The 23,960-nt window shown below is 59.9% G+C and carries 22 protein-coding genes; 12 read left to right on the forward strand and 10 right to left on the reverse strand.

Annotated elements, in window-relative coordinates:
• Positions 1-3: 3 nt before the first annotated feature.
• Together DXT96_RS10500 and DXT96_RS10505 are read right to left on the reverse strand one after the other, a co-directional pair.
• Positions 4-1,176 carry an isovaleryl-CoA dehydrogenase gene (locus DXT96_RS10500; protein WP_153514583.1) on the reverse strand — a complete coding sequence of 391 codons (1,173 nt, stop codon included), beginning with the start codon at positions 1,174-1,176 and terminating at the stop codon, positions 4-6.
• A gap of 79 nt (positions 1,177-1,255) precedes the next feature.
• On the reverse strand, positions 1,256-1,729 hold the full coding sequence (locus DXT96_RS10505) for an Lrp/AsnC family transcriptional regulator (RefSeq protein ID WP_153514585.1): 474 nt from the start codon (positions 1,727-1,729) through the stop codon (positions 1,256-1,258).
• A gap of 261 nt (positions 1,730-1,990) precedes the next feature.
• Between DXT96_RS10505 and DXT96_RS10510 the strand changes: the two genes are divergently transcribed.
• The 6 genes from DXT96_RS10510 (at position 1,991) to gpmI (ending at position 9,567) form a co-directional block, all read left to right on the forward strand.
• The gene (locus DXT96_RS10510; protein ID WP_153514587.1) at positions 1,991-3,154 is read left to right on the forward strand and encodes an acetyl-CoA C-acyltransferase; all 1,164 of its coding nucleotides are present in this window, start codon (positions 1,991-1,993) and stop codon (positions 3,152-3,154) included.
• Between the two features lie 11 nt (positions 3,155-3,165).
• Entirely contained in the window at positions 3,166-4,293 is a 1,128-nt protein-coding gene (locus DXT96_RS10515) for an acyl-CoA dehydrogenase family protein (protein ID WP_153514588.1), read from the forward strand.
• A gap of 44 nt (positions 4,294-4,337) precedes the next feature.
• Positions 4,338-5,576, forward strand: a complete 1,239-nt coding sequence (locus tag DXT96_RS10520; RefSeq protein WP_149899334.1) for a 3-methyl-2-oxobutanoate dehydrogenase (2-methylpropanoyl-transferring) subunit alpha — start codon at positions 4,338-4,340, stop codon at positions 5,574-5,576.
• Positions 5,577-5,579: 3 nt separating this feature from the next.
• Positions 5,580-6,593, forward strand: coding sequence for an alpha-ketoacid dehydrogenase subunit beta (locus DXT96_RS10525; protein WP_153514590.1), 1,014 nt, complete (start codon positions 5,580-5,582; stop codon positions 6,591-6,593).
• Between the two features lie 2 nt (positions 6,594-6,595).
• The gene (locus tag DXT96_RS10530) at positions 6,596-7,849 is read left to right on the forward strand and encodes a dihydrolipoamide acetyltransferase family protein (protein WP_153514592.1); all 1,254 of its coding nucleotides are present in this window, start codon (positions 6,596-6,598) and stop codon (positions 7,847-7,849) included.
• Between the two features lie 200 nt (positions 7,850-8,049).
• Positions 8,050-9,567 (forward strand): 2,3-bisphosphoglycerate-independent phosphoglycerate mutase, encoded by a 1,518-nt coding sequence (gene gpmI / locus DXT96_RS10540; protein WP_153514593.1) that lies wholly within the window; start codon positions 8,050-8,052, stop codon positions 9,565-9,567.
• 81 nt (positions 9,568-9,648) lie between these two features.
• Here gpmI and DXT96_RS10545 read toward each other — a convergent pair whose 3' ends face one another.
• Genes DXT96_RS10545 through blh form a run of 4 tightly spaced genes read right to left on the reverse strand, consistent with a single transcriptional unit; the run spans position 9,649 to position 12,129 of the window.
• Positions 9,649-10,086, reverse strand: a complete 438-nt coding sequence (locus tag DXT96_RS10545; RefSeq protein WP_153514595.1) for a YeeE/YedE family protein — start codon at positions 10,084-10,086, stop codon at positions 9,649-9,651.
• Entirely contained in the window at positions 10,083-10,490 is a 408-nt protein-coding gene (locus tag DXT96_RS10550; protein ID WP_371418832.1) for a YeeE/YedE family protein, read from the reverse strand. The genes DXT96_RS10545 and DXT96_RS10550 overlap by 4 nt, the downstream gene beginning before the upstream one ends.
• Positions 10,487-10,840 (reverse strand): sulfite-sensing transcriptional repressor BigR, encoded by a 354-nt coding sequence (bigR, locus tag DXT96_RS10555; protein WP_153514597.1) that lies wholly within the window; start codon positions 10,838-10,840, stop codon positions 10,487-10,489. The genes DXT96_RS10550 and bigR overlap by 4 nt, the downstream gene beginning before the upstream one ends.
• Positions 10,834-12,129: a bifunctional sulfur transferase/dioxygenase Blh gene (gene blh / locus DXT96_RS10560; RefSeq protein WP_153514599.1), complete on the reverse strand. Its 1,296-nt coding sequence runs from the start codon at positions 12,127-12,129 to the stop codon at positions 10,834-10,836. Before blh ends, bigR begins: the two co-directional genes overlap by 7 nt.
• Before the next feature lie 261 nt (positions 12,130-12,390).
• On the opposite strand from blh, the gene DXT96_RS10565 reads away from it, so the two are divergent.
• The 5 genes from DXT96_RS10565 (at position 12,391) to DXT96_RS10585 (ending at position 16,987) form a co-directional block, all read left to right on the forward strand.
• On the forward strand, positions 12,391-13,122 hold the full coding sequence (locus DXT96_RS10565; protein WP_149899326.1) for a FadR/GntR family transcriptional regulator: 732 nt from the start codon (positions 12,391-12,393) through the stop codon (positions 13,120-13,122).
• Between the two features lie 356 nt (positions 13,123-13,478).
• Positions 13,479-14,501, forward strand: a complete 1,023-nt coding sequence (locus DXT96_RS10570; protein ID WP_149899325.1) for an ABC transporter permease — start codon at positions 13,479-13,481, stop codon at positions 14,499-14,501.
• Complete coding sequence (locus DXT96_RS10575; protein ID WP_153514601.1) at positions 14,501-15,388, forward strand: ABC transporter permease; 888 nt, start codon at positions 14,501-14,503, stop codon at positions 15,386-15,388. The genes DXT96_RS10570 and DXT96_RS10575 overlap by 1 nt, the downstream gene beginning before the upstream one ends.
• 4 nt (positions 15,389-15,392) lie before the next feature.
• A complete protein-coding gene (locus tag DXT96_RS10580; protein WP_153514603.1) occupies positions 15,393-16,229 on the forward strand; it encodes an ABC transporter ATP-binding protein in 837 nt (278 codons plus the stop codon).
• Positions 16,229-16,987, forward strand: coding sequence for an ABC transporter ATP-binding protein (locus tag DXT96_RS10585; RefSeq protein WP_153514604.1), 759 nt, complete (start codon positions 16,229-16,231; stop codon positions 16,985-16,987). The genes DXT96_RS10580 and DXT96_RS10585 overlap by 1 nt, the downstream gene beginning before the upstream one ends.
• 591 nt (positions 16,988-17,578) lie before the next feature.
• On the opposite strand, the gene DXT96_RS10590 is transcribed toward DXT96_RS10585, so the two are convergent.
• The 3 genes from DXT96_RS10590 to DXT96_RS10600 form a co-directional block, all read right to left on the reverse strand.
• A complete protein-coding gene (locus tag DXT96_RS10590) occupies positions 17,579-19,177 on the reverse strand; it encodes an ABC transporter substrate-binding protein (protein ID WP_153514606.1) in 1,599 nt (532 codons plus the stop codon).
• An 80-nt stretch (positions 19,178-19,257) separates the two neighbouring features.
• Positions 19,258-19,887, reverse strand: a complete 630-nt coding sequence (locus tag DXT96_RS10595) for an SGNH/GDSL hydrolase family protein (RefSeq protein WP_153514608.1) — start codon at positions 19,885-19,887, stop codon at positions 19,258-19,260.
• Positions 19,888-19,893: 6 nt separating this feature from the next.
• Entirely contained in the window at positions 19,894-21,042 is a 1,149-nt protein-coding gene (locus DXT96_RS10600) for a mandelate racemase family protein (protein ID WP_153514609.1), read from the reverse strand.
• Positions 21,043-21,451: 409 nt separating this feature from the next.
• On the opposite strand from DXT96_RS10600, the gene DXT96_RS10605 reads away from it, so the two are divergent.
• Entirely contained in the window at positions 21,452-22,480 is a 1,029-nt protein-coding gene (locus DXT96_RS10605; RefSeq protein ID WP_153514611.1) for an LLM class flavin-dependent oxidoreductase, read from the forward strand.
• An 87-nt stretch (positions 22,481-22,567) separates the two neighbouring features.
• Here the strand turns inward: DXT96_RS10605 and DXT96_RS10610 are convergent, their stop codons facing one another.
• Positions 22,568-23,875 carry an NtaA/DmoA family FMN-dependent monooxygenase gene (locus tag DXT96_RS10610; RefSeq protein WP_153514612.1) on the reverse strand — a complete coding sequence of 436 codons (1,308 nt, stop codon included), beginning with the start codon at positions 23,873-23,875 and terminating at the stop codon, positions 22,568-22,570.
• Between the last annotated feature and the right edge of the window lie 85 nt (positions 23,876-23,960).

Raw genomic sequence — 23,960 nt, forward strand, 5'->3', positions numbered from 1 at the left:
TTCTCACCCGTTGCCCTTAACCAGTTCGCGGCCGATCAGCATCCGGCGGATTTCGCTGGTGCCGGCACCGATCTCGTAAAGCTTGGCGTCGCGCAGCAGCCGTCCGGCCGGACTTTCATTGACATAGCCGGAACCGCCGAGAAGCTGGATCGCATCCAGCGCCACCTGTGTCGCCCGCTCGGCGGCAAAGAGGATAGCGCCGGCCGCGTCCTGCCTTGTGATGCGGCCATTGTCGCAGGCACGGGCCACGGCGTAGACATAGGCACGCGACGCATTCATGGACGAGTAGATATCGGCGATCTTGCCCTGCACCAGCTGGAATTCGCCGATGGGTTTGCCGAATTGTTTGCGCTCGCGGGCATAGGGCAGCACTAGGTCGATGGCCGCCTGCATGATGCCGACCGGACCGGCGGCCAGCACGGCCCGCTCGTAATCCAGCCCGCTCATCAGCACCGTCACGCCGTCATTGAGGCGGCCGAGAATGTTTTCTTCCGGCACCTCGCAATCCTCGAACACCAGTTCTGATGTGGGTGAGCCGCGCATGCCGAGTTTGTCGAGTTTCTGGGCCGGGCGAAACCCCTTGAATCCCTTTTCGATCAGGAAGGCCGTGATGCCGCGCGGGCCGGCGGACATATCCGTCTTGGCGTAAACCACCAGCGTATCGGCCTCGTGACCATTGGTAATCCACATTTTTGCGCCGTTCAGCACATAGCGATCGTCTCTGCGTTCCGCCTTCAGCCGCATCGACACGACATCCGAGCCGGCTTCCGTCTCGCTCATGGCGAGTGAACCGACATGTTCGCCCGAGACCAGCTTCGGCAGATATCTGTGCTTTTGCTCTTGCGTTCCCCAGCGGTGGATCTGGTTGATGCAGAGGTTGGAATGAGCGCCATAGGAAAGGCCGATGGAAGCCGAAGCCCGGCTTATTTCCTCCATCGCCACGCAATGGGCGAGATAACCCATGTCGGCACCGCCGAATTCTTCCGAAACGGTGATGCCGTGCAGACCGAGCTCACCCATCTCTGGCCAGAGCTTGCGTGGAAAACGGTCGTCGCGGTCTATTTCTGCCGCCAGCGGGGCGATTTTATCGTCTGCGAATGCACTTGCGCTGTCACGCAATGCTGCGATTTCCGGGCCGAGATCGGCATCGAAAATGGCGGCGAGGTTCAAACTCATCGCGTCTCCTCCTCCGGACGGTGTTTGCCGTCCCTTTTGTCAGTTGCCGGCACCTCCTCCGCGCCGGCAACCCTCATTTTTACTGCGCGTCACCTCCGGTGAAGGCGGCGGAACGGCGCACGAATGTCTTGATGGCGAAATTGGACTGGATGCGCGACACGCCGGGAACCGTGGTCAGGAAATCCAGTAGCTCCTGATAATGCGGCAGGTCCCGCACCATAGCGTGGATCAGATAATCGGAACTGCCGCTGGTCTGGTAACCGCCCACGACCTCGGGAATGGAGGCGACATGGTGTTCGAAGGTCGTCAGCGCTTCCTTGATCTGCCGTTCCAGCGTGACGGAGATGAAGACGCCCATATTACCGAGCAGCCGGTTCTCATCGAACACGGCGGTATAGCCACGAATGATGCCTTCCTCTTCCAGCTTGCGCACGCGGCGCAGCGTTGGCGTGAAGGAGAGGCCGATGCGGGCTGCCAGATCGCGCCAGCTCACCCGCCCGTCATCGCCGAGCACATGCAGAATCTTGCGGTCGAAACTGTCGAGCTCAATCATGGATCATTTGCTCTATGATATGACTAATTGTTGGATCAAAGATATCGTCAATCAAAAAACTGTCAATCAAAATAGCTTTGAAATGAATTCGAGTTGGTGATAGCGTTCACCTAGAGCGATGGACCGCTCTAGGTTTTTGCTTGGTATCGGATTATCCGAAAACCGCGGCACACTTTTCGGTCCGATGCTTTTGTCGAGGTCTGGAGGAGATCGCGATGACGGTCGTTTTCTCAAGCGAGAGAATGCCCAAGGGAGGTGAATTTGGCTGTGCATGACCCTGTCGTGATCGTCGGGGCCGCCCGTACTGCTATGGGTGGGTTCCAGGGCGAATTCAAATCGGTGGCGGCACCCGATCTTGGGGCCGCGGCGATCCGTGCGGCCGTCGAACGGGCTGCTGTTTCGGTTTCTGATATTGACGATGTATTGATGGGCTGTGTGCTTACGGCCGGGCAGGGGCAGGCGCCCGCCAGACAGGCAGCCATTGCCGCCGGCATTCCCAATTCGATTGGCGCAACGACCATCAACAAGATGTGCGGCTCGGGCATGAAGGCGATCATGCTGGGCCATGACCAGATCGCGGCGGGAAGCTCTTCCATCGTGCTTGCGGGCGGCATGGAAAGCATGAGCAATGCGCCCTATCTGCTGGATCGTGCCCGAAATGGTTATCGTCTCGGCCACGGCAAGGTCATCGACCATATGTTTCTCGACGGTCTCGAAGACGCCTATGACAAGGGTCGGCTGATGGGCACTTTTGCGGAAGATTGCGCTGAAGCTTACCAATTTACCCGCGCCATGCAGGATGATTATGCGCTCGCCTCGCTGGAACGGGCGCGTCGTGCCATCGCGGAGGGAGCGTTCGAGGCGGAAATAGCGCCTGTCGGTGATGTTATTGTTGACGAGCAACCGGGCAAGGCAAGGCCGGAAAAAATTCCGCAGCTGAAGCCCGCCTTTCGCGATGGCGGAACGGTGACGGCGGCCAATTCCAGTTCTATTTCCGATGGTGCGGCCGCTCTCGTTCTCATGCGTCGCTCCGAAGCGGAAAGGCGGGGCCTTTCGCCGCTGGCGACCATTATCGGTCAGGCCTCCCATGCGGATGCCCCTGCCGGATATCCAACAGCTCCCATCGGCGCGATGAAAACGCTGTTCGATAAAACCGGCTGGACGGCGAAGGATGTCGATCTGTTCGAAATCAACGAGGCCTTTGCCGTGGTGGCGATGGCGGCGATGCGCGATCTCGATCTGCCGCATGAGAAGGTGAATGTGCATGGAGGGGCCTGCGCGCTCGGCCATCCGATCGGCGCTTCCGGCGCGAGGATCGTTGTCACCCTGCTGGCCGCCCTGCAGCGTCACGGGTTGAAGCGCGGCGTGGCCGCAGTCTGTATCGGCGGTGGTGAAGCAACTGCGCTCGGCATTGAGCGGCATTAAGGGAGGCGGCGATGATCCTGAATGACGCCCAGCAGCAGATCAGGGACATGGCCCGCGATTTCGCCCGCGAGCGGCTCGCCCCTGGCGCCGCCGCGCGTGACCGGGAAAGCCGGTTCCCGAAAGACGAGCTGAAAGAGATGGGAGACCTCGGTTTCCTTGGAATGCTGGTCTCAGAAGACTATGGTGGGTCGGAAACCGGTGCCGTGGCCTATGCGCTGGCGCTGGAGGAGATCGCCGCCGGTGATGGCGCCTGTTCCACCATCATGAGCGTCCATAATTCGGTCGGCTGCGTGCCGATCCTGAAATTCGGCACGGAAGACCAGAAACAGCGTTTCCTGCCGAAACTGGCTTCCGGCGAATGGATCGGCGGTTTTGCGCTCACCGAACCGCAGGCAGGCTCCGATGCCTCCAATCTGAAGACCCGGGCGCGGCGAGACGGCGACCGCTATATTCTCGACGGCGCGAAGCAGTTCATCACGTCAGGCAAGAATGGCGATGTCGTCATCGTTTTTGCCGTCACAGATGTGGCGGCGGGCAAAAAGGGCATCAGCGCCTTCATCGTGCCGACCGATACGCCGGGTTACGAGGTGATCAGGGTCGAGGAGAAGCTCGGCCTTCATTCTTCGGATACCTGCCAGATTGCCTTTACCGACATGGTGGTTCCGGCCGAGTTGCGGCTGGGCGAAGAAGGGCAGGGATATCGGATCGCGCTTGCCAATCTGGAAGGCGGCCGCATCGGTATCGCTGCGCAGGCGGTCGGCATGGCGCAGGCCGCCTTCGAGGCGGCGCGGGATTATGCCCGCGAGCGCAAGGCTTTCGGACAGGCGATCATCGAACATCAGGCGGTGGCGTTTCGCCTCGCGGATATGGCGACGCGCATTACGGCGGCGCGGCAGCTGGTGCTGCATGCGGCGGCGTTGAAGGAAGCGGGTGAGCCCTGTCTTTCGGAGGCCTCGATGGCCAAGCTCTTCGCGTCCGAAATGGCCGAACGCGTCTGCTCGGACGCCATCCAGATTCACGGCGGCTACGGTTACATGGCGGATTATCCGGTGGAGCGGATTTATCGCGATGTGCGCATTTGCCAGATTTACGAGGGGACAAGCGATGTCCAGCGCATGGTGATCGCTCGGAACCTGTGAGGATTGTTTCGCGGTCTGGAGGAGACCGTGATGGGAGGAGTAGAATGGATATAACCGAAACGCCACATCTCAGCCTGCATGTTCCAGAGCCTGCGGTGCGGCCCGGCGGGGAGCCGGATTTCTCCAATGTGAAGATACCCAAGGCCGGCTCCGTGCCGCGCCCGGATGTGGATGCAGCGCCGGAAAGCATGCGCGATCTCGCTTATTCGATCATCCGCGTTCTCAACCATCAGGGCGAGGCTGTCGGGCCGTGGGCAGGGCTGCTTTCGGACGAGGAATTGCTGGTCGGCCTCAAAAACATGATGCGGCTTCGAGCTTTCGATGCCCGCATGCTGATGGCGCAGCGGCAGGGCAAAACCTCGTTTTACATGCAGCATCTGGGGGAGGAGGCGGTCAGTTGCGCCTTCCGCAAGGCGCTTTCCAAGGGCGACATGAATTTCCCGACCTACCGGCAGGCGGGGCTGTTGATCGCCGACGACTATCCGCTCGTCACAATGATGAACCAGATCTATTCCAACGAGCTTGACCCGCTGCACGGGCGGCAATTGCCGGTTCTCTATTCTTCGAAGGAGCATGGCTTCTTCACCGTCTCCGGCAATCTTGCCACACAATATGTCCAGGCGGTCGGCTGGGCGATGGCCTCGGCCATCAAGGGCGATACGAAGATTGCGGCCGCCTGGATTGGCGACGGTTCGACGGCAGAGTCGGATTTTCATTCCGCGCTGGTCTTCGCCTCCACCTACAAGGCCCCGGTCATCCTCAATATCGTCAACAATCAATGGGCCATTTCCACCTTTCAGGGCATCGCGCGCGGTGGTTCCGGCACATTTGCGGCGCGCGGGCTGGGCTTCGGCATTCCCGCACTCCGGGTCGATGGCAATGATTATCTCGCCGTTTATGCCGTGGCGCGCTGGGCCGTGGAGCGGGCGCGCCGCAATCTCGGCCCGACGCTGATCGAATATGTGACCTATCGCGTCGGTGCCCATTCCACCTCGGATGATCCAAGCGCCTATCGCCCCAAGACCGAATCCGAAGCCTGGCCGCTGGGCGACCCGGTTCTTCGGCTCAAGAAACATCTCACCCTGCGCGGTGTTTGGTCGGAAGAGCGGCACCGGCAGGCGGAGGCGGAAATCGCCGACGAAGTGCTTGAAGCGCAGCGCGAGGCGGAAAGCCACGGCACGCTGCATGAAGGCAAAAAACCGCCGAAAAAGGATATTTTCGAAGGCGTTTACGAGGAGATGCCGCCGCATCTCGCCCGCCAGCGCCAGAAGGCAGGATGGTAAGACATGGCAAGAATGACGATGATTGAAGCCGTCCGCAGCGCCATGGATGTGTCCATGGAGCGCAGCGACGATGTCGTGGTGTTCGGCGAAGATGTGGGTTATTTCGGCGGCGTCTTCCGCGCCACGCAGGGACTGCAGGGGAAATACGGAAAAACCCGCTGTTTCGACGCACCAATCAGCGAATCCGGCATTGTCGGCACGGCCATCGGCATGGCCGCTTATGGCTTGCGGCCCTGTGTCGAAATCCAGTTCGCCGATTACATGTATCCCGCCTATGATCAGATCACCCAGGAGGCGGCGCGCATTCGTTATCGCTCCAATGGCGATTTCACCTGCCCGATCGTGCTCAGAATGCCGACTGGCGGCGGTATTTTCGGCGGGCAGACGCATAGCCAGAGCCCGGAAGCGCTTTTCACCCATGTCTGCGGGCTGAAGGTGGTTGTTCCCTCCAACCCTTATGATGCCAAGGGGCTGTTGATCGCCTCGATCGAAGACCCCGATCCCGTGATGTTTCTGGAGCCGAAGCGACTCTATAACGGTCCCTTCGACGGTCATCACGACCGGCCGGTAACACCGTGGTCCAAGCACGATATGGGCGAGGTGCCGGAAGGGCACTACACCATCCCCATCGGCAAAGCCGAAATCCGCCGCCCCGGAAACGCTGTCACCGTCATCGCTTATGGCACCATGGTGCATGTGGCGCTGGCGGCGGCGGAAGAAACCGGTGTGGATGCCGAGATCATCGATCTGCGCAGCCTGCTGCCGCTTGATCTCGATAGTATCGTCAAATCCGTCTCCAAGACCGGCCGCTGCGTCATGGTGCATGAGGCGACGCTGACCTCCGGCTTCGGGGCAGAGGTGGTGTCGCTGGTGCAGGAACATTGTTTCTATCATCTCGAGGCCCCCGTCGTCCGTGTCGCCGGTTGGGATACGCCTTACCCGCATGCGCAGGAATGGGACTATTTTCCTGGACCCGCCCGCGTCGGACGCGCACTTGTCGAAGTCATGGAGGCCTGATTATGGCGGAATATATCATTACGATGCCCGATGTCGGCGAAGGCGTTGCTGAAGCCGAACTGGTGGAATGGAACGTCAAACCGGGCGATCCGGTGCATGAGGACATGGTGCTGGCCGCCGTAATGACTGACAAGGCGACGGTCGAAATTCCGTCACCGGTGGCGGGCATCGTCACCTGGCTGGCCGTGACGGTCGGAAACACCGTGCCAGTGAAAGCACCGCTCGTCCGCATCGAAACCGATGTCTCTGCTGCCGCTCCCGAGGGCAACGCGCCGGAAGCGGAAGCGCCGGCGGATATGACGGAAGCACCGCCACCCGTTGAAAGCCAGCCGGCTGCGCGTCCCGCCGAGGACTCGCCGCCGCCACTTCCAGCTGAGCCGCATCATAAACCGCTGGCGTCTCCCGCCGTTCGCCAGCGTGCCGACGATCTCGATATTGATCTCACAAAGGTCAAGGGAACTGGGCCGGACGGGCATATCACCCATGCCGATCTCGATGGGTTCTTAACCGTGCGGGGACGGCCGGAACGCTCCGAATACGTAGCGCCCCACGACAGCGCCGTCGAGGAAGTGAAGGTCACGGGGCTGCGGCGCAAGATCGCCGAGAAGATGGTGCTCTCCGCCTCCCGTATTCCGCACATCACCTATGTCGAGGAAGTCGACGTGACCGATCTGGAGGATTTGCGCGCGACCATGAACGGCAATCGTCGTTCCGGACAGCCGAAATTGACTATCCTGCCGTTTCTGATGTGCGCTCTGGTGAAAGCAGTGGCCGATCATCCCGGCATGAATGCCACTTTCGATGACGAGAACGGTGTCGTCCGCCACTACGAAGCCGTCCATATCGGCATCGCCACGCAGACACCGTCCGGCCTCACCGTTCCCGTGGTGCGCCACAGCGAAACGTTCGGCCTTTGGCAATGTGCAGACGAAGTCGCACGCGTTGCCGAAGCTGCCCGTACCGGCACGGCGCATCGGGAAGAACTGATGGGCTCCACCATCACCATCAGTTCGCTCGGGGCATTGGGCGGCGTGGTTTCGACACCCATCATCAACCATCCTGAAGTGGCGATCATCGGCGTCAACAAGATCATGATGCGGCCAGTCTGGGATGGAACGCGCTTCGTGCCGCGCAAGATGATGAACCTGTCGTCCAGCTTCGATCACCGGGTTGTCGACGGCTGGGATGCCGCCGTCTTCATCCAGGCCATCAAAGCGCTGTTGGAAAAGCCGGCTCTGATCTTTATCGACGGCTGAAAGCTTTTTTTCCGTGAAGCACTCCGGCTTCACGGAACTGTTTCGGTGTCGGTATAGGCTTGCGTTCGCGATCTTCGGGTATAGAAGAGAAAGAACGAGAAGCCGTGTTTTCTCATCATGATCATAGTGGCGGACGGGGGCGCTCCGGTGCCCAGCGCTTCGCTGTCCGCCGGCAACCGAATGAAGAAGAAGGTCCTCCCATGCGCACTCCCAAACCCGTTGTCCTGACTATTCTCGATGGCTGGGGCTTAAGCGAGGACAAATCCAGCAATGCGCCTGTTCTGGCGAACACGCCCACCATGGACCGGCTTTTCGCCACCTGCCCGAATGCGACGCTGACCACTTTCGGCCCGAATGTCGGCCTGCCCACCGGGCAGATGGGCAATTCCGAAGTCGGCCATACCAATATCGGTGCCGGCCGCATCGTTGCCATGGATCTCGGACAGATCGATCTGGCGATCGAAGATGGCAGCTTTTTCCGCAATGCGGCGATGCTTGATTTCGCCGCCAAGGTAAAGACCGCGGGCGGCGTAGCGCATCTGATGTGCGTCGTTTCCGATGGCGGCGTCCATGGCCATATTCTCCACGGCCAGGCGGCGGTGAAGCTGATGATCAGCCACGGTGTGAAGGTCGTCGTGCATGCCATCACCGATGGCCGCGATGTTGCGCCGCAATCGGCAGAAGATTTTGTGGCAGCGCTCGTGGCGAGCCTGCCGCAAGGCACCAGCATCGGCACCGTGATTGGCCGTTATTATGCGATGGATCGCGACAACCGCTGGGAGCGCGTTGAAAAGGCCTATGACGCCATGGTTCTCGGCAAGGGCGAACATGCGTCGGATGCGGTGAGCGCGGTCGCGCAGAGCTACAAGAACAATGTGACAGATGAATTCATCCTGCCGACGGTGATCGATGGTTATGAGGGTTTTAAGGCCGGCGACGGGTTGTTCTGCCTGAATTTCCGCGCCGACCGCGCCCGTGAAATCCTGCTTGCCATCGGTGCGGATGATTTTGATGGTTTTGCGCGTGAAAAGCCGGTGCTTTCGGCATTGCTTGGCATGGTGGAATATTCCACCCGGCACGCTGCTTTCATGACGACGGCCTATCCGAAGCGCGATATCGCCAATACGCTGGGCGCATGGGTGGCAAAACAGGGGCTGACGCAGTTCCGTCTCGCCGAAACCGAAAAATATCCGCATGTCACCTTCTTCCTGAATGGCGGCAAGGAAGAGCCGGAGGTGGGCGAAGACCGCTTCATGCCGAAATCCCCCAAGGTTGCGACGTATGATCTGCAGCCGGAAATGAGTGCGCCGGAAGTGACGGAGAAATTCGTTGAGGCGATCGGCAAGGGTTATGATCTGATCGTCACCAATTTCGCCAATCCGGACATGGTCGGCCATACAGGTGATCTGCAAGCGGCGATCAAGGCCTGCGAAGCTGTGGATCGCGGACTTGCCGCGGTCGTTGCTGCTCTGGAAAAAGTCGGCGGCGCGATGCTGGTGATTGCCGACCATGGTAATTGCGAAACCATGGTCGACCCTGTGACCGGCGGCCCGCACACGGCGCATACCACCAATCCGGTGCCGGTAATCCTGTTTGGCGGCCCGCAGGGTGCAAAGCTGCATGACGGCATTCTTGCCGATGTTGCGCCCACCTTACTGCAACTGATGAACGTGCAGCTGCCCCCGGAAATGACGGGCAAGAGCCTGATCGACCTGTAGTCGAAGGTCTTCGCGCGGGTGCTTTGCCACCCGCGCAGGCCATCTTTATCATGCTTGTCGTATGAACGTTGACCGGTTGAGCTACGGCTCTTTTGCCAGGAGGCGATCATGCGCCAACATGCCTGCAATCATGGCGCAGACGAAAAGAATGACCGGCAAAAGCCCGAGAGCGAAAGCCGACAATGCCGGGCCGGGGCAGAAACCGGCAAGCCCCCAACCGATGCCGAAAATGGCTGAACCAAGGATGAGGGGCCGGTCGATGCGGGTTTTTGCCGGAAGGCTGAACTCTTCGGCAAGAACCGGCCTGGCAATAAAACGGCTGAGCAGAACACCCGGCACGGCGACCGAGACTGCACCGCCAAGAACAAACATCAGGCTCGGGTCCCAATGGTCGCTCGCCACATCGAGAAAACCTGAAACGCGAGCCGGATCGACCATGCCGGAGAGCGACAGGCCGAAACCGAACAGTGCTCCTGCGATCAATGCCAGCACAACACGCGCCATGGCTTGATTTTTCATGACAGGGCTCCCGTTATTGTTGCAGCAAGAATGCCGGTCATCAGGAAGGTTGCGGTTGCGGCGATGGAGCGCCGGGAAAATCGCGCCAGCCCCATGATGCCGTGGCCGGAGGTGCAGCCGGAGCCCATGCGCGTGCCGAAACCCACCAGCAGGCCGGCAATGATGATCAGTGGCCACGGTGCGACTATGGTTACTGCGGGAAGCCGGCCAAATGCGGCGGCGTAAAGATAAGGCCCGGCCAGCAGGCCGGCCACGAACGCCAGATCGGCGAGACGCCGCTCTCGGCTGAGCATCCTGCCCATGATACCGCTGATGCCGGCGATGCGGCCGTTGAACAGAAACAGAAGGATGCTTGCAAGACCGAGAAGCATGCCGCCGAAAAGCGAGGGCCAATAGGGGCTCACGCGGCCGCCTCCGGCGCACAGAATATGGCGTAAAGAGCTTCGATAAGCTGGGCCGCTTTCGTCTCGCTCATCCGGTAGAAAATCTGCTTGGCTTCGCGCCGGGTTTCGACAACACCCGCTTCCCGCAGCACGCCAAGCTGCTGGGAAAGCGTGGGCTGGTGAATATCAAGCTTCGCCTCCAGTTCGCCGACGGAAAATTCTGCCTGCGCCAGCGTGCAGGCCAGCATCAGCCGGGCGGGATGGGCGAGTGTCTTTAAAAGCAGCGCAACTTCGACGGCGCGTTCTTCCATGGCGGGCAGGGGGATTTCGGTGATGCGCGGAGCCTGTTGCCATATATTGTCCTTCACCATGTGCTGCCCTCCAGCCCATCGAGCGGGAATTTGAGGTAGCGTTTGCCGTTGGCCTCCGGTTCCGGCAGACGGCCGCCTCGGATATTGACCTGCAATGCGTGCAGAATGAGCTTGGGCATCGGCAAGGTGCGATCCCGAGCTTCGCGCAGACGGATGAAGCCTTCTTCCGTCATGTCGGCCAGATGCGGATTGTTGCGTTTCTGTTCTCCGACCGTGCTTTCCCATTTCGGCGCGCGACCGCCGGGTTGGTAGTCATGACCGGTAAAAAGCCGTGTTTCGTCAGGAAGGGCAAGGATATCCTGAATGGAGGCCCAAAGCTCCCTGGCGCTGCCGCCTGGAAAATCGGCGCGCGCGGTGCCGGAATCCGGCATGAAAACCGTATCATGCACAAAGGCGGCGTCGCCCACCACATAGGTGGTGGAAGCCAGCGTGTGGCCGGGGGAAAACAGCACGTGGGCTTCCAGCGCACCGATGTTGAACCTGTCACCCGCTTCAAACAGCCGGTCCCATTGCGAGCCATCGGTCTCGAGGTCGAGCCAATTGTATTTCGCCTGCCAGAGCTTTTGCACGCCGGTAACTTTTGCGCCGATGGCGGTCTGCGCGCCGGTTTTCTGTTTCAGATAATGGGAGGCAGAAAAATGGTCGGCATGCGGATGGGTATCGAGTATCCATTCTACCGAAAGGCCCTCGCTTTCGACATAGGCCAGAATGGCATCGGCATTCATCGTGCCCGTCGCGCCGGATTTCTCATCAAAATCATAGACGGGGTCGATAATGGCGCAGCGTCCGGTCGCGGGGTCCGAGACGACGTATTGCAGGCTGGATGTACGTGGATCGAAGAATGCCTTGACGTGCGGCGTCGCCAAAGTCCGCCGCTCCAGCCAGCGAACCGCGCCGGACAGGTCAAAACCATGCGTCCTGCCGAAAGCCTCGATTTCGCTTTGCTGTATACGCGCGTCAAGCGCTTCGCCGAGCACGTAGAGTGTCAACGCGCGGGTACCGCCTTTGCAATGGGCAAAAACAGGGCCGTCGGCCGCGGCCATCGCCTGCTGGAAGGCCCGAATATCGGCCTCGGTTATGGCCGGTCCGGTCACCGGAATGAAGCTGTAAGTCAGACCTGCCGTACCGGCGGCGCTTTTTTCCCGCATGTTGCCCGGCTGGCCGGCGTCTTCTCCATCCGGTCGAGCGTTGATGATGCCTCTATAGCCTTGAGCGGAGAGTGAAGGGAAATCGGCGATCTCCGGCTGGCCGGCTACGGTTAGACGCTCGTTGATCTTGACGGCGCTCATCAGCATCTCCTGTTGTTCTAAATTAATATATGTTATTGTATAATGTATATCGTCTTCTTGCAAGAGTTGGAAATTTCTTATCGAGCGTCTGGGTTGATTTGATATCGTTCGTGACAGGGTATTCTGGCTGGCGCAAGGCTTCGCCCAAGATGGATGACCGCGAGGAGCAGGCAAGGCAGCCAGTCGTCAAGGCGTCCCGGCCCTTGCAATGTTGCGGGTGTTTGCTAACATGCCAGACAGGTTAAAAACAGGTGGGCTGGAATGGACGTTGAGAGCAGCACGAAGCAGGGGGTATCGCTCGCGGCGAAAATCAGTTCTGCACTGAGACGGGATTTGTCGGAAGGCGTGTTCCTCCCCGGTGACCGTCTTCCGAGCGAGAGCGCGCTCACGCGTGAATATTCCGTCAGCCGCACCGTGGTGCGCGAAGCCATCGCCATTCTGCGCGCCGATGGTCTCGTTGAAGCCCGCAAGGGCGCGGGCGTTTTTGCCGTGGAAACGAAACCGGCCAAGGAACTACCTTTCAACGATCTGGCTGTCGGGCGGATTTCCTCGGTGATCGAATTGCTGGAATTGCGCACGGTTTTCGAGGTTGAATCCGCCGGGCTTGCGGCATCGCGCCGTTCCGCCGTGCAGGTGGAGGCGATTGTCGACGCGCATAGGCAGATTGGTGATTGTCTCGCCGCGGGGCTGCCAACACGCGATGCCGATTTCGAATTCCATCTGGCGATTGCTCAGGCGACGCAGAACCGGCGTTTCCCGGAATTTCTTCAGCTGATCCGCTCCGGCATCATTCCTCGCGGGGAATTGCAGGGTGCTGCACCCGGCGCGCGTCCGAAGGACTATAATCTGCATCTCCAGGAGGAGCATGCGAGGATTGTCGACGCCATCATCGAAGGTGATGCCGATGCCGCGCGCCAATATATGGCGGCACATCTGCGCGGCAGTCTTGAACGCTACAAGGTACTTCTGCGCTCGCGCACAGCAGCGGAGTGAGTGAGCTTATATCATTGCTGTGGTTACGGACGGGTTTGATGTTATGGCGCATTGGCGCTGTGAGCGCGCTTTTATTTCCACCGAAAATCCCATTCGCATTCGATCGCGGCTTGTTTCGGGTGAAATGACCTCCAATGGAAGTGATTTCAAGAATCCTCCGCCTGCCAACCCGGTAGCAACCCAGCAGGGTCGCTTCGCCCCTGACGGCCTTTCCCTATTTCGAAACAAATCCCAGCACAGATTTCACAGCTTGCTTGCTTGACAGCTTTCAACACCTGTGACAACTTATCGATAGTTGTCAGACAGGATCGTGCCTTTGTTCTTCGCGCCGGTCGACTTCTGGCAAGGGAGGAACCATGTCAAAAAGACGTCTTTCGCTGTATGGCCTGTCCGGCCAGATCGGAAGTATTGCGGTCACGCTGCTCGGATTGTTGCTGCTGACCTTTTTCATTGGCCGCCTGATGCCTGCCGATCCCGTGCGGGCCATCGTCGGCGAGGATGCGACGCGCGAAACCTATGAACAGGTTTTCCATGCGCTCGGCTTCGACCGGCCGCTGTGGCAGCAATTCATCTATTATCTCGGCGACGTGTTCACCGGCAATTTCGGAACCTCGATCCGCACGGGCCGCCCGGTTATCGAGGATATCATCCGGGTCATGCCGGCGACGATGGAGCTTGCCACCTTCGCGATCCTGATCGGCGCGGGCCTCGGCATCCCCATGGGCGTCTATGCCGCTGTCAAGAAAGACCGCTGGCAGGACCATCTCGTGCGCGTTCTCAGCCTGTTTGGCCATTCCATGCCGATTTTCTGGACGGGCATGATCGCGCTGATCGTTTTTTACGCCCATCTCGGTCTTGTCGGCGGCGGTGGTCGCATGGACCAGTTCTATATTGGTCTCGTAGAAGAACGGACGGGCTTTCTGCTGATCGACAGCCTGCTGGCGGGCGATATGGAAGTGTTCTGGTCGGCGATCAACCACCTCATCCTGCCCGCCGCTTTGCTCGGTTATTCCTCCTCGGCCTATATCACCCGCATGACGCGCAGCTTCATGCTGGATCAGCTGGGCCAGGAATATGTGACGACCGCGCGCGTCAAAGGTCTGTCGCAGCGGCAGACGGTTTGGCTGCATGCCTTCGGCAATATCCGCGTGCAGCTGGTCACCATCATCGCCCTTGCTTACGGCTCGCTGCTGGAAGGCGCGGTGCTCATCGAGACCGTGTTCGCTTGGCCGGGTTTCGGCCAATATCTGACCAGCAATCTTATCATCGGCGACATGAATGCCGTGATGACCTGCGTGCTTATCGTCGGCGTCATCTTCATCGGGCTTAATCTCTTGTCCGACATTCTCTACCGCTTTTTCGATCCGAGGACCCGCTGATGACGGCTCGTGCAGAAACATCCTCTCGTCTTCCGGTGCCGTTGAACGCGCTGAAGAACATTGTCATCTTCCTGCTGAAAAGCCCGACATCGGCTTTCGGTCTGGTGATATTGCTGCTTCTCGTCGTTTCGGCCGTTTTCGCGCCGTGGCTGGCGACGCATGATCCTTACGTGCAGGACCTCGCCAACACGCTGCAGCCGCCCGGCAACGGCCATGTCTTCGGCACCGATGAGCTGGGGCGCGATATCTACAGCCGCCTGCTATGGGGTGCACGCATCACGCTGACCATCATCACGCTGGTGTCGATCATCGTCGGCCCGGTCGGCCTTCTGGTCGGCACTGCCTCGGGTTATCTCGGCGGCAAGTTCGATACGGTGATGATGCGTATCACGGATATTTTCCTGTCGTTTCCCAGCCTCATCCTGTCGCTCGCCTTCGTCGCAGCGCTCGGTCCGAGCCTCAATAATGCGATCATCGCGATTGCGCTCACCTCGTGGCCGCCGATCGCGCGTCTTGCGCGCGCCGAGGCCATGACGTTTCGGAAAGCGGATTATATCGCCGCCGCACGGCTTCAGGGCGCCTCGCCACTGCGCATTATCGTCAAGTCGATCATGCCCATGTGTCTGCCCTCAGTTCTTATCCGCCTGACGCTGAATATGGCGACTGTTATTCTGACTGCTGCCGGCCTCGGCTTTCTCGGTCTTGGCGCGCAGCCGCCGCTGCCGGAATGGGGGGCGATGATCGCCACCGGCCGGCGCTACATGCTGGATAGTTGGTGGCTGGTGACTTTCCCCGGCATTTCAATCCTCTCCGTCAGCCTCGCCTTCAACCTTTTAGGCGATGGCCTGCGGGATGCGCTCGATCCGAAACAGATGAATCGGAGATAAGACCATGGAAAAACCAATCCTTGACGTCGAAAATCTCCGCATCCGTTACGGTGGTTCACCGACCGAGGCGGTGCGCGGCATTTCCTTCACGCTTGGCCGGGAGCGGCTGGGCATCGTCGGCGAAAGCGGCTCGGGCAAATCTACCGTGGGCCGGGCCTTGCTGCGCCTCCTGCCATCAGCGACGATCACCGCCGACAGGCTGGATTTCGAAGGGCTCGATCTTCTGGCGCTCAGTGAAAAAGAGATGCTGAAGGTTCGCGGACGACGCATGTCGATGATCCTTCAGGATCCGAAATTTTCGCTCAATCCCATTCGTCGTGTCGGTGAGCAGGTGACGGAGACCTATCTACGGCACTTCAAGGCGTCGAGGTCGGAAGCGCGAGAAAAGGCGCTCGCCATGCTCGACGCGGTAAAAATCCGCGACGCCGCGCGCGTCTACGAGCAATATCCGCACGAGATTTCCGGCGGCATGGGCCAGCGCGTGATGATCGCCATGATGCTGTTGGCCGATCCTGATCTCGTCATTGCCGACGAGCCGACCTCGGCGCTGGATGTGACGGTGCGGTTGCAGGTTCTGAATATTCTCGACGGACTGGTGCGCGATCGCGGCATCGGCCTCATCATGATCAGCCACGACCTCAATCTCGTGCGCAATTTCTGCGACCGGGTTCTCATCATGTATGCCGGCCGTGTGGTGGAAACGCTTGCCGCGCGCGATCTCGATCAGGCGCAGCACCCCTATACGCGTGGCCTTTTGGCGGCGCAGCCGCGCATCGGCGGCTCGCGCACGCCGCTCGCGGTGCTGGATCGCCGTCCCGAATGGCTGGAGGAGAACGTATAATGGCCGTTTCCGTCGAAACCCGCGATCTTTCCATCACCTTCGGCAGCGGCCATACGGCGCTGAAAGTGCTGCCTTCGGTGTCCTTCCGCGTCGAACCCGGCGAGTGCTTCGGGCTGGTCGGCGAAAGCGGCTCGGGTAAATCCACCGTGCTGCGCTGCGTCTCCATGCTGAACGATTTCTGGAGTGGCGAAATCCTTATCAATGGCAGGTCGGTTCGTGACATGCCGCTGATCGAGCGATGCCGCATGTTGCAGATGGTGTTTCAGGACCCCTATGGGTCGCTGCATCCTCGCCAATCGGTGCGCACCATGCTTTCGGAATCGCTTGCGATCCATAAGCTCGGCGACCGCGAAGAACGCATGCGCAAGGTCATAACGGATGTCGGCCTGCCCGTGTCATTCCTCGATCGTTTCCCGCACCAGCTTTCCGGCGGCCAAAGGCAGCGTGTGGCGATTGCCCGTGCGCTGATCCTCGAGCCGTCGCTGCTTTTGCTCGATGAACCGACATCGGCGCTCGATGTCTCGGTGCAGGCGGAAATCCTCAACCTGTTGCAGCGCCTGCGCGAAGAACGCGGCTTCACCTATATCATGGTGACGCACGATCTCGCCGTCGTTGATCACATGTGCGACCGTTTCGCCGTGATGCTGCGTGGTGAAATCACCGAAATCCTGCCGCGCGACGCTATCGCCGGCAATAGGGCGACGCATCCCTATGCGCGCGAACTGATCGGCGCCTCACTGGAATATGAAGGCGCATGACGGCTCCAAAACCGTGACCGTCCTCCTCCGGGGCGTCACGCATAATAACATCTTCCCTACCTGCCCGGCCTTTGTGCCGGGTATTTTTTTGGATGGGGCAGGCCGAAAATAGAAGAGACTGGGTAGTGATTGTGCCTTGGGCTCGGGCTGCTGGCAAAGCGAAAACCTCTCTTCCGTCATGCCGGACTTGTGTGGACGATCACACGAATATGTGGTCCGTTCTTGCGATGGCGTTGAGGATCGTGACGAGCTTTCGGGCACGAATGAGGTAGCGGTGTCATCCGATGGTCGGCAAACCTCGCCAAACACGCCGACGTCATCCTCGGGCCTGTCCCGAGGATCTGCAACGGCTTGATTTTGTTGGCGTGTTTAGATCTTTGGGACAAGCCCAAGGATGACGTCGAGAAAAACGCACTACGTTCGCCAATAACCTCTATGCCATATAAAGTGTCCAGAATTTTAAACCGGACAGTGGTGACGGCGTGGGGGATGCTCCGCTTTCGTCAAACGCTTCGGGCTTGCGAGGCCTCGTTAACAGCAAAAAGGCGCGGGGTGAGCCGCGCCTTTTTCATGCGTCGATATGTCGACCGACTACCGCTCCTTGCTGACGCTTTCAAACCGCGAGAGCCAGGGGCTGACGATCATGCCCTTGACGTCGCTCCGGAAGGCGGCAGTGTCGATGACTTCCGAGAAGGGCTGAATGGACATGACGATTTCGTCCATATAGCCCTGCAGGTCCTCATAGAGTTTCGCCTGTTTGGTGGGGTCGCGCTCGACAAGCGCCGTCTCGATCATCTTGTTCAGCTTTTCATCGAAGAAGCTCGTCCGCCAGCTCTGGTAGTTGGTGAGCTTGGCGTCGTCGGCATTGTTGGGATTATAGGCGATGGAGCGCAGGTTGTTGTCCGGGTGCGGCTGCTGGCCGCCGCCGCCGCGACCGAGCAGCAGTTCGAAGTTACGCTCGCGCATCGCGCCGTAAATCTGGTCGCCCGAGCCGCTGATCAGTTCGGCCTGAATGCCGGCCTGCGCCAGCGTGTTCTGGATCGCCGTTGCCGCCTTCATGAACGGGTCTTCCGAAAGCACGCGCAGCGTCGTCTTGAAACCATTTGGATAACCGGCCTCAGCCAGAAGCGTCTTGGCCTTTGCGATATCGAGCTTGTAGCCCTCGTCGGGCAGCGCACCCATCACGCCGGTGCTGAGGGAGCGCTGATGCAGCTTGCCGTAATAGGGCATCACCGCCTTGTCGAGGCCTTCGTAATCGATCAGGTAACGCAGTGCTTCGCGCACCTTCTTGTTCGCGAATTTCTCATCCTTCATCGAAACGCTGAGGTAATAAAAACCGGAGCCGGGGGTGGATTCGATGGTGACGGCCTTGTCGGCCTCAAGCGATTTTAGGTCGGGGGCCTGCAAGGAGTAGGCGACGTCGATATCGCCCTTTTCCAGCATCAGGCGCTGCGACTGCGATTCCGGCAGATGGCGCATGAGGATGCGCTTCATCTTGGCTTTTTCACCCCAATAATCGTCATTGCGGGTAAGGATGATATATTCGTTGGATTTCCACTGGGTCAGCTTGAAAGGGCCGGAGCCGGCGGAATTCAGCGTCAGCCATGCGCCGCCCAGATCGCCGTCCTTTTCATTCTCAAGCGCCGTCTTGCTATCGATGATCGAGCCGGGACCATTTTGTCCGAGGATCATCAGGAGCAGGTTGGGGTCGTCCGGCTTCGGAATATTCAGCACGAAGGTCTGGTCGTTTTCGGCAACGAACAGCTCGTCGGCCTCTTCCAGCTTGAAGCCACGGGTTTTCAGGAAGGATGATTGCGCCAGATTGCGGGCGAGCAGCCGCTTCAGGCTCCAGGCTACGTCCTTTGCGGTCACCGCATTGCCGGACGCAAATTTCGCATCGGCGCGCAGATGGAAACGGATCGATTTCCGGTCCTCGGCAATTTCCCAGCGTTCGGCAAGGCGGGGCTGAACACTGCGATCTTCAGGCGAAAGCACGACCAGTGTGTCATAGACGTTGTTCAGAACCTGCACCGTTTCGCGGCCGGTGATGGCGGCGGGATCGAGGGTCAGGATGTTGCTCATGGTCGTGGCGACGATAAGCTGGTCTTTTGGCGTTTCGGCGAAAACACTGAGCGGCATGGCGCCGATCAGCAAGGCGCCAAGCGCTGCGGTTGCAAGAAAATGTTTCATCTTTCCTCCCAATGCGGCCGGTTCATACGGCCTTCCAAGTTTCGATCCACGCGCCTGGTTCCTCCAAAGGCTTTGCGTGATCAGCCAAGAATGTCTCTGACGGGTGCAACAAGCGCCCGGCCGATTGCCGCCGTTGCCGGCGCTTCCAGATGCACGCCATCCACCGGCGAGGCGCTGGCGACCGACCCGGCATCGAAGAAGGCGTGTCCGAGTTCGGTCGCAAGTTTGCGGTAAAGCGGGGCAAGCCGCAGCGATTGTTCGATATCGCGCCCGCCAGCAGGTTCTCCGCCGGGGCCTGCAACGCAGGGCGGCGGCGCGACTATCAATAGTTTCGGCACCGCCTCTCGTGGCTTGTAGATGAAGGTCTCGACGATCTGCGCCAACCTGCGCATGCCGGAAACGGCAGCTTCCGCCCTTCCGCCGTGTACCGGCTTGATGTCGTTGGTGCCGAGCATGACGATGACGAGATCAAGCGGCATGTGGCACGACAGCGCGACCTCAAGCGCCCGCGCGCCGTTGCGGCAGGCGGGACCGGCATGATCGTCATAACAGGTGGTGCGCCCTCCAAGACCTTCCGGGTGAACCTTCGCCTTGCCGGAAAGTGCTGTCTCCAGCACCTCCGGCCAGCGATGTTCGGCCGGGTGCCGCAGGCCCGTTGCCGGGTCCGCGCCCCAGGTGAGGCTGTCTCCAAAGGCGAGCACCGTTTTCATCGCCCGTTACCTCACCCGGTTGTTATCGATGAAGGTGAAATCGATGTCCTCGCCAAGGCCCGGCCGGTCGGGAACGTGAACGAAGCCGTCGCTGTCCATCGGGTCCGACAGCGACTTCAGATAGTCGTGGCCGTCATCATATTCGAGGAAGGGATGTAAGAGGCCGCGCTCGTACCAGCGGCAATTCTTGGTGGCGGCGACGACATGTAGATTCATGGCCGTGTTGCCATGCACTTCGCATTCCATGCCGAAGGCTTCGGCCAGATGCATGGTCTTCAGCGCCGGCGTGATGCCGCCGACATCGTTGACGCCGGTGCGCAGGATATCGCAGGCGCCGGCCTTGATCCATTCGGCGCGGTGCCAGTGCTTGCCGGCCGCACTTTCCGGGCCGACGACGGGAATATCAAGATTGTCGGAGAGCCATTTGTAGGAGGACAGCGACTGCTCATCCATCGGCTCTTCGATCCAGTCGAAGCCGAGCTTTTCGAGGCCACGTCCGAGCGCCAGCGCATCGGTGCGGGAATACCAGTGGAAGGCGTCGATCATCAGGTGAATATCGGGTCCGACCGCCTCGCGCACGGCGGCGCAGGCCTTGAGGTCCATCTTCACATCCGGCGCCCAGCTGACAGGCGGCATCCAGGTGTGCAGCTTGATACCCTTGTAGCCGCGCTTCACCAGCGTTTCGGCAAAACGGCCATAGTCCTCGGGCGTTGCCAGCCCGCCTTCCAGCTCGTCACCGCACATGATGGAGCCATAAGCGAGAACCTTGTCGCGATAACCGCCGATCAACTTGTATACAGGTTGTCCGAGCGAGCGGCCGGCGAGGTCCCAGAGCGCGCAGTCCACCACCGCCAGCGTCCGGTCCGTCAGCTGCGCCGCCGAGCCGCGCTGCCAGTGGGCAAGGTCCTGCCACAGGCGTTCGCGGTCACGGTGGTCTTCGCCGATCAGGACCTTCTTGACGAATTTTTCGATGAGATGCGGGCGAACGATCTCCGGCGCGGTGAAGGAGTGGCCTTCCTGCCCATCTTCCGTGCGGATGGTCAGCATGGCCTGTTCCACCTGATGCGCCGGACCCGGATGTGCGTGACCGGCACTGTCCGAGTGGCGACGGGTCGTCGTGCGGAAAACACGGACCTCGACGTCGGTGATGATCATAATTCCTCCCTCATGCAGGTATCGCAGCTTTCATGGTTGCTACAATGTCATACATGTCTGCGTTATTTGTCAACATGTATGATAATCTGTATTACATGTTTGAGGCGGAAATCAAGTTTTTTGTCGGGTAGCTCGTATCTGGCATCGTGGGCCAGACCGGCTTTGTGGCTGGCAGAAACTGCGAAAGAAACGGGGAAGTGGAGAGCTGGACGCGGCAGGATCGTCGCGAATAACCTATAATTTTAGTAGACTATTAAATCGCGCAACGATCTTTCAACAATGACCGGGACTATAAAAGACCATGCCGTGCCAGCCGCGCCCGTCATCGTGCATTCTGCTGAATATACGCGGCACGGAAGAATTGCCGCCTGAGCCCATCTTTGTCAGCAACTATTCCCGGACGCACACTATGCCCCTTTCCCATATCTCCCATTTCGCCTTTCTGGTTCCCGGCAATTATCACGATGATGGCCCCGCAAAGGGGCTGGAGGAAACGCTGCAGCTTTTCGAAACCGGGGAGGCGCTGGGTTATCACAGCGCTTGGGTGCGTCAGCGCCATCTGGAGCGGGGGGTATCCTCGGCTGCCACTTTTCTTGCCGCTGCGTCACAGCGCACCAAGCGGATCGGCCTTGGCACCGCCGTTATCCAACTGGGTTATGAAAACCCGTTCCGGCTAGCCGAAGATCTCGCCACGGTGGATATCCTGTCACGCGGGCGGCTGAATGTCGGCGTTTCCGTGGGCGCGCCGCCCTTTGCCCATCTCATCTCGGATTATGTCGATCCCGTTGCCGATGCGGATTACAGCCATGCGCGCGCTGAGAAGTTGGCCAAGGCCTTGAGATCGGAACCCCTGTCCAGTGACACGGAAGCCGGTAATGCGGCAGGCGCGCAGGTGCCGCGCCTCCGGCCCTTTGCCAGGGGTTTGACCGACAGGTTGTGGTATGGCGGCGGATCGCAGAATTCCGCTCGCTGGGCTGGCAAGGCAGGCTTCAATCTCCTGACCGGCAACATCGTCAGCGGTGAAAATACCGATGATTTTCTGACAGCGCAGGCGGCTCTCGTTGCCCGCTTCCGGCAGGAATGGGCGCATGAGCGCCAGCCGCGTGTCGCGCTTGGCCGGGTGATCCTGCCGACCGATAGCGCAAGCCCCGCGACGCGCCGCCGTTATGCGGAATTCGTTGCCGAGCGCGACAAGCGCACGACCACACCGCATGGTGCGCGCCGCACACTTTTCCTGCCCGATATCGTTGGCACGACTGAGGAGATTCTGGAAAAGCTGTCGCACGACCCCGTGCTGCCGCATGTCACGGAATTCCGTCTGGAATTGCCCTATGAGTTCCAGCCGGAAGATTATCGCCAGATCGTCACGGATTTCGCGTCCGTCGTACCGCAGTTTTTCGGCGGGCAGGCCGTTTTGAAAGTGGCGGCGGGGCAATAATATGTCCCTGACATCAGCCACTCCCGCTTGCAGCGGGAGACGGCTGGACATGGACCTGCGGTGCTTCAACAGCGCCGCATCTGCCATTCAATCGGGGTAGGGCAGGCCATAGCGGTCGCGGACCGTCGCACCTTCGTATTCGCGCGGGTAAACGCCGCGATCCTGCAGAACCGGCACGACCTTTTCCACGAATTCGGCAATATCGTCCGGTGCGCGCGGCGGCTGCAAGGTGTAGCCATCCACCGTGCCATCCTGCCACAGGTCGATAATGCCGTCCGCCACCTCTTCCGGCGTGCCGAGCAGCAGCCGGTGGTGTCCTTCCGAGCGCCTTAAGGCCTCACGGGCGGTGAGCTTTTCATGGGTCAATAACTCGGAAAGGCCAAGCCCCATACCAACTGCCCATTGCCGGTTCTGGTCGGGAATAAATCGCTCGCCATCGAGTTTTACGTCGGGATCGAAATCACGCGGATCAATGCCGTTTTCCCTGGCGAAGCGTGCCAGAAGACCGTCCTCCGAGCCGGTTCCGCTGTAAAGTTCATGCTTGCGCAACGCCTCCTCACGGTTCTCGCCGAGAATGACGACGAGGCCGGGCACGATGCGGATGCCGGAGGGATCGCGGCCGAAAGAGACGGCGCGGTCGCGGACCTTTTTACCGAACGCCTGCCCCGCCGGTCGGGACAAGATATTGCAATAAATGATCTCGCCATGGCGCGCCGCCAGATCGATGCCGCCTTCGGAAGCGCCGGCCTGGGCGATGACGGGGTGCCCCTGCGGCCCGCGCGGAACATTCAGCGGGCCTTTGACATGGAAGAACGCCCCCTCGTGATCGATCGTCTCGGCGGTCGTCGCATCCCAGAAGCGGTCTTCCGGTACCTCGCCTTCGCGGCGTGGGTCCCAGCTTGACCAGAGTTTCTTTGCGACATCGAGAAATTCGGTGGCCTTGGCATAACGTTCGCTGCGCGGCGGCAGCGGGTCGTTGCCGAAATTGGCCGCGACACTGGGATTGAAGTTGGAGACGATGTTGACGATCAACCGACCGCCGGTGACGACGTCGATGGATTGCGTTCGTCTCGCAAAATTATAGGGAGAATTATAGGTGGAGGAAACCGTCGCCACGAAACCTATATCCGGCACCTGCGCGGCAAGCGATGTGGAGAGAATGAGCGGATCGATGGTATGAAATGGGCGGCTGGCCGGGTCGGTCAGCAATGCCGGATGATCGGACAGGAAAACGGCATCGAACCGGCCTTTATGCGCCAGCTCCGTCAGCCGCCGATAATAGCCGATATCATTGATATCGTGCCGGTCGCCGCTGCGATATTTCCAGGCATTGGGAAGATATCCTGTCGTGTTGATGCCGACGTTGAGATTGAGCCGGCGTTTGGTCTTGCTCATGTTTTTACTTTTTCTTTTCAGCCCGTGTTGGATTTCCGGCCTGCGGCCGGTGTAATTGTCGGGAAGCGTAACAGCCGGGGTTGCG

Origin of the sequence: Agrobacterium sp. ICMP 6402 (assembly GCF_009498615.1) — a bacterium.
Taxonomy (GTDB): Bacteria; Pseudomonadota; Alphaproteobacteria; order Rhizobiales; family Rhizobiaceae; genus Agrobacterium; species Agrobacterium burrii.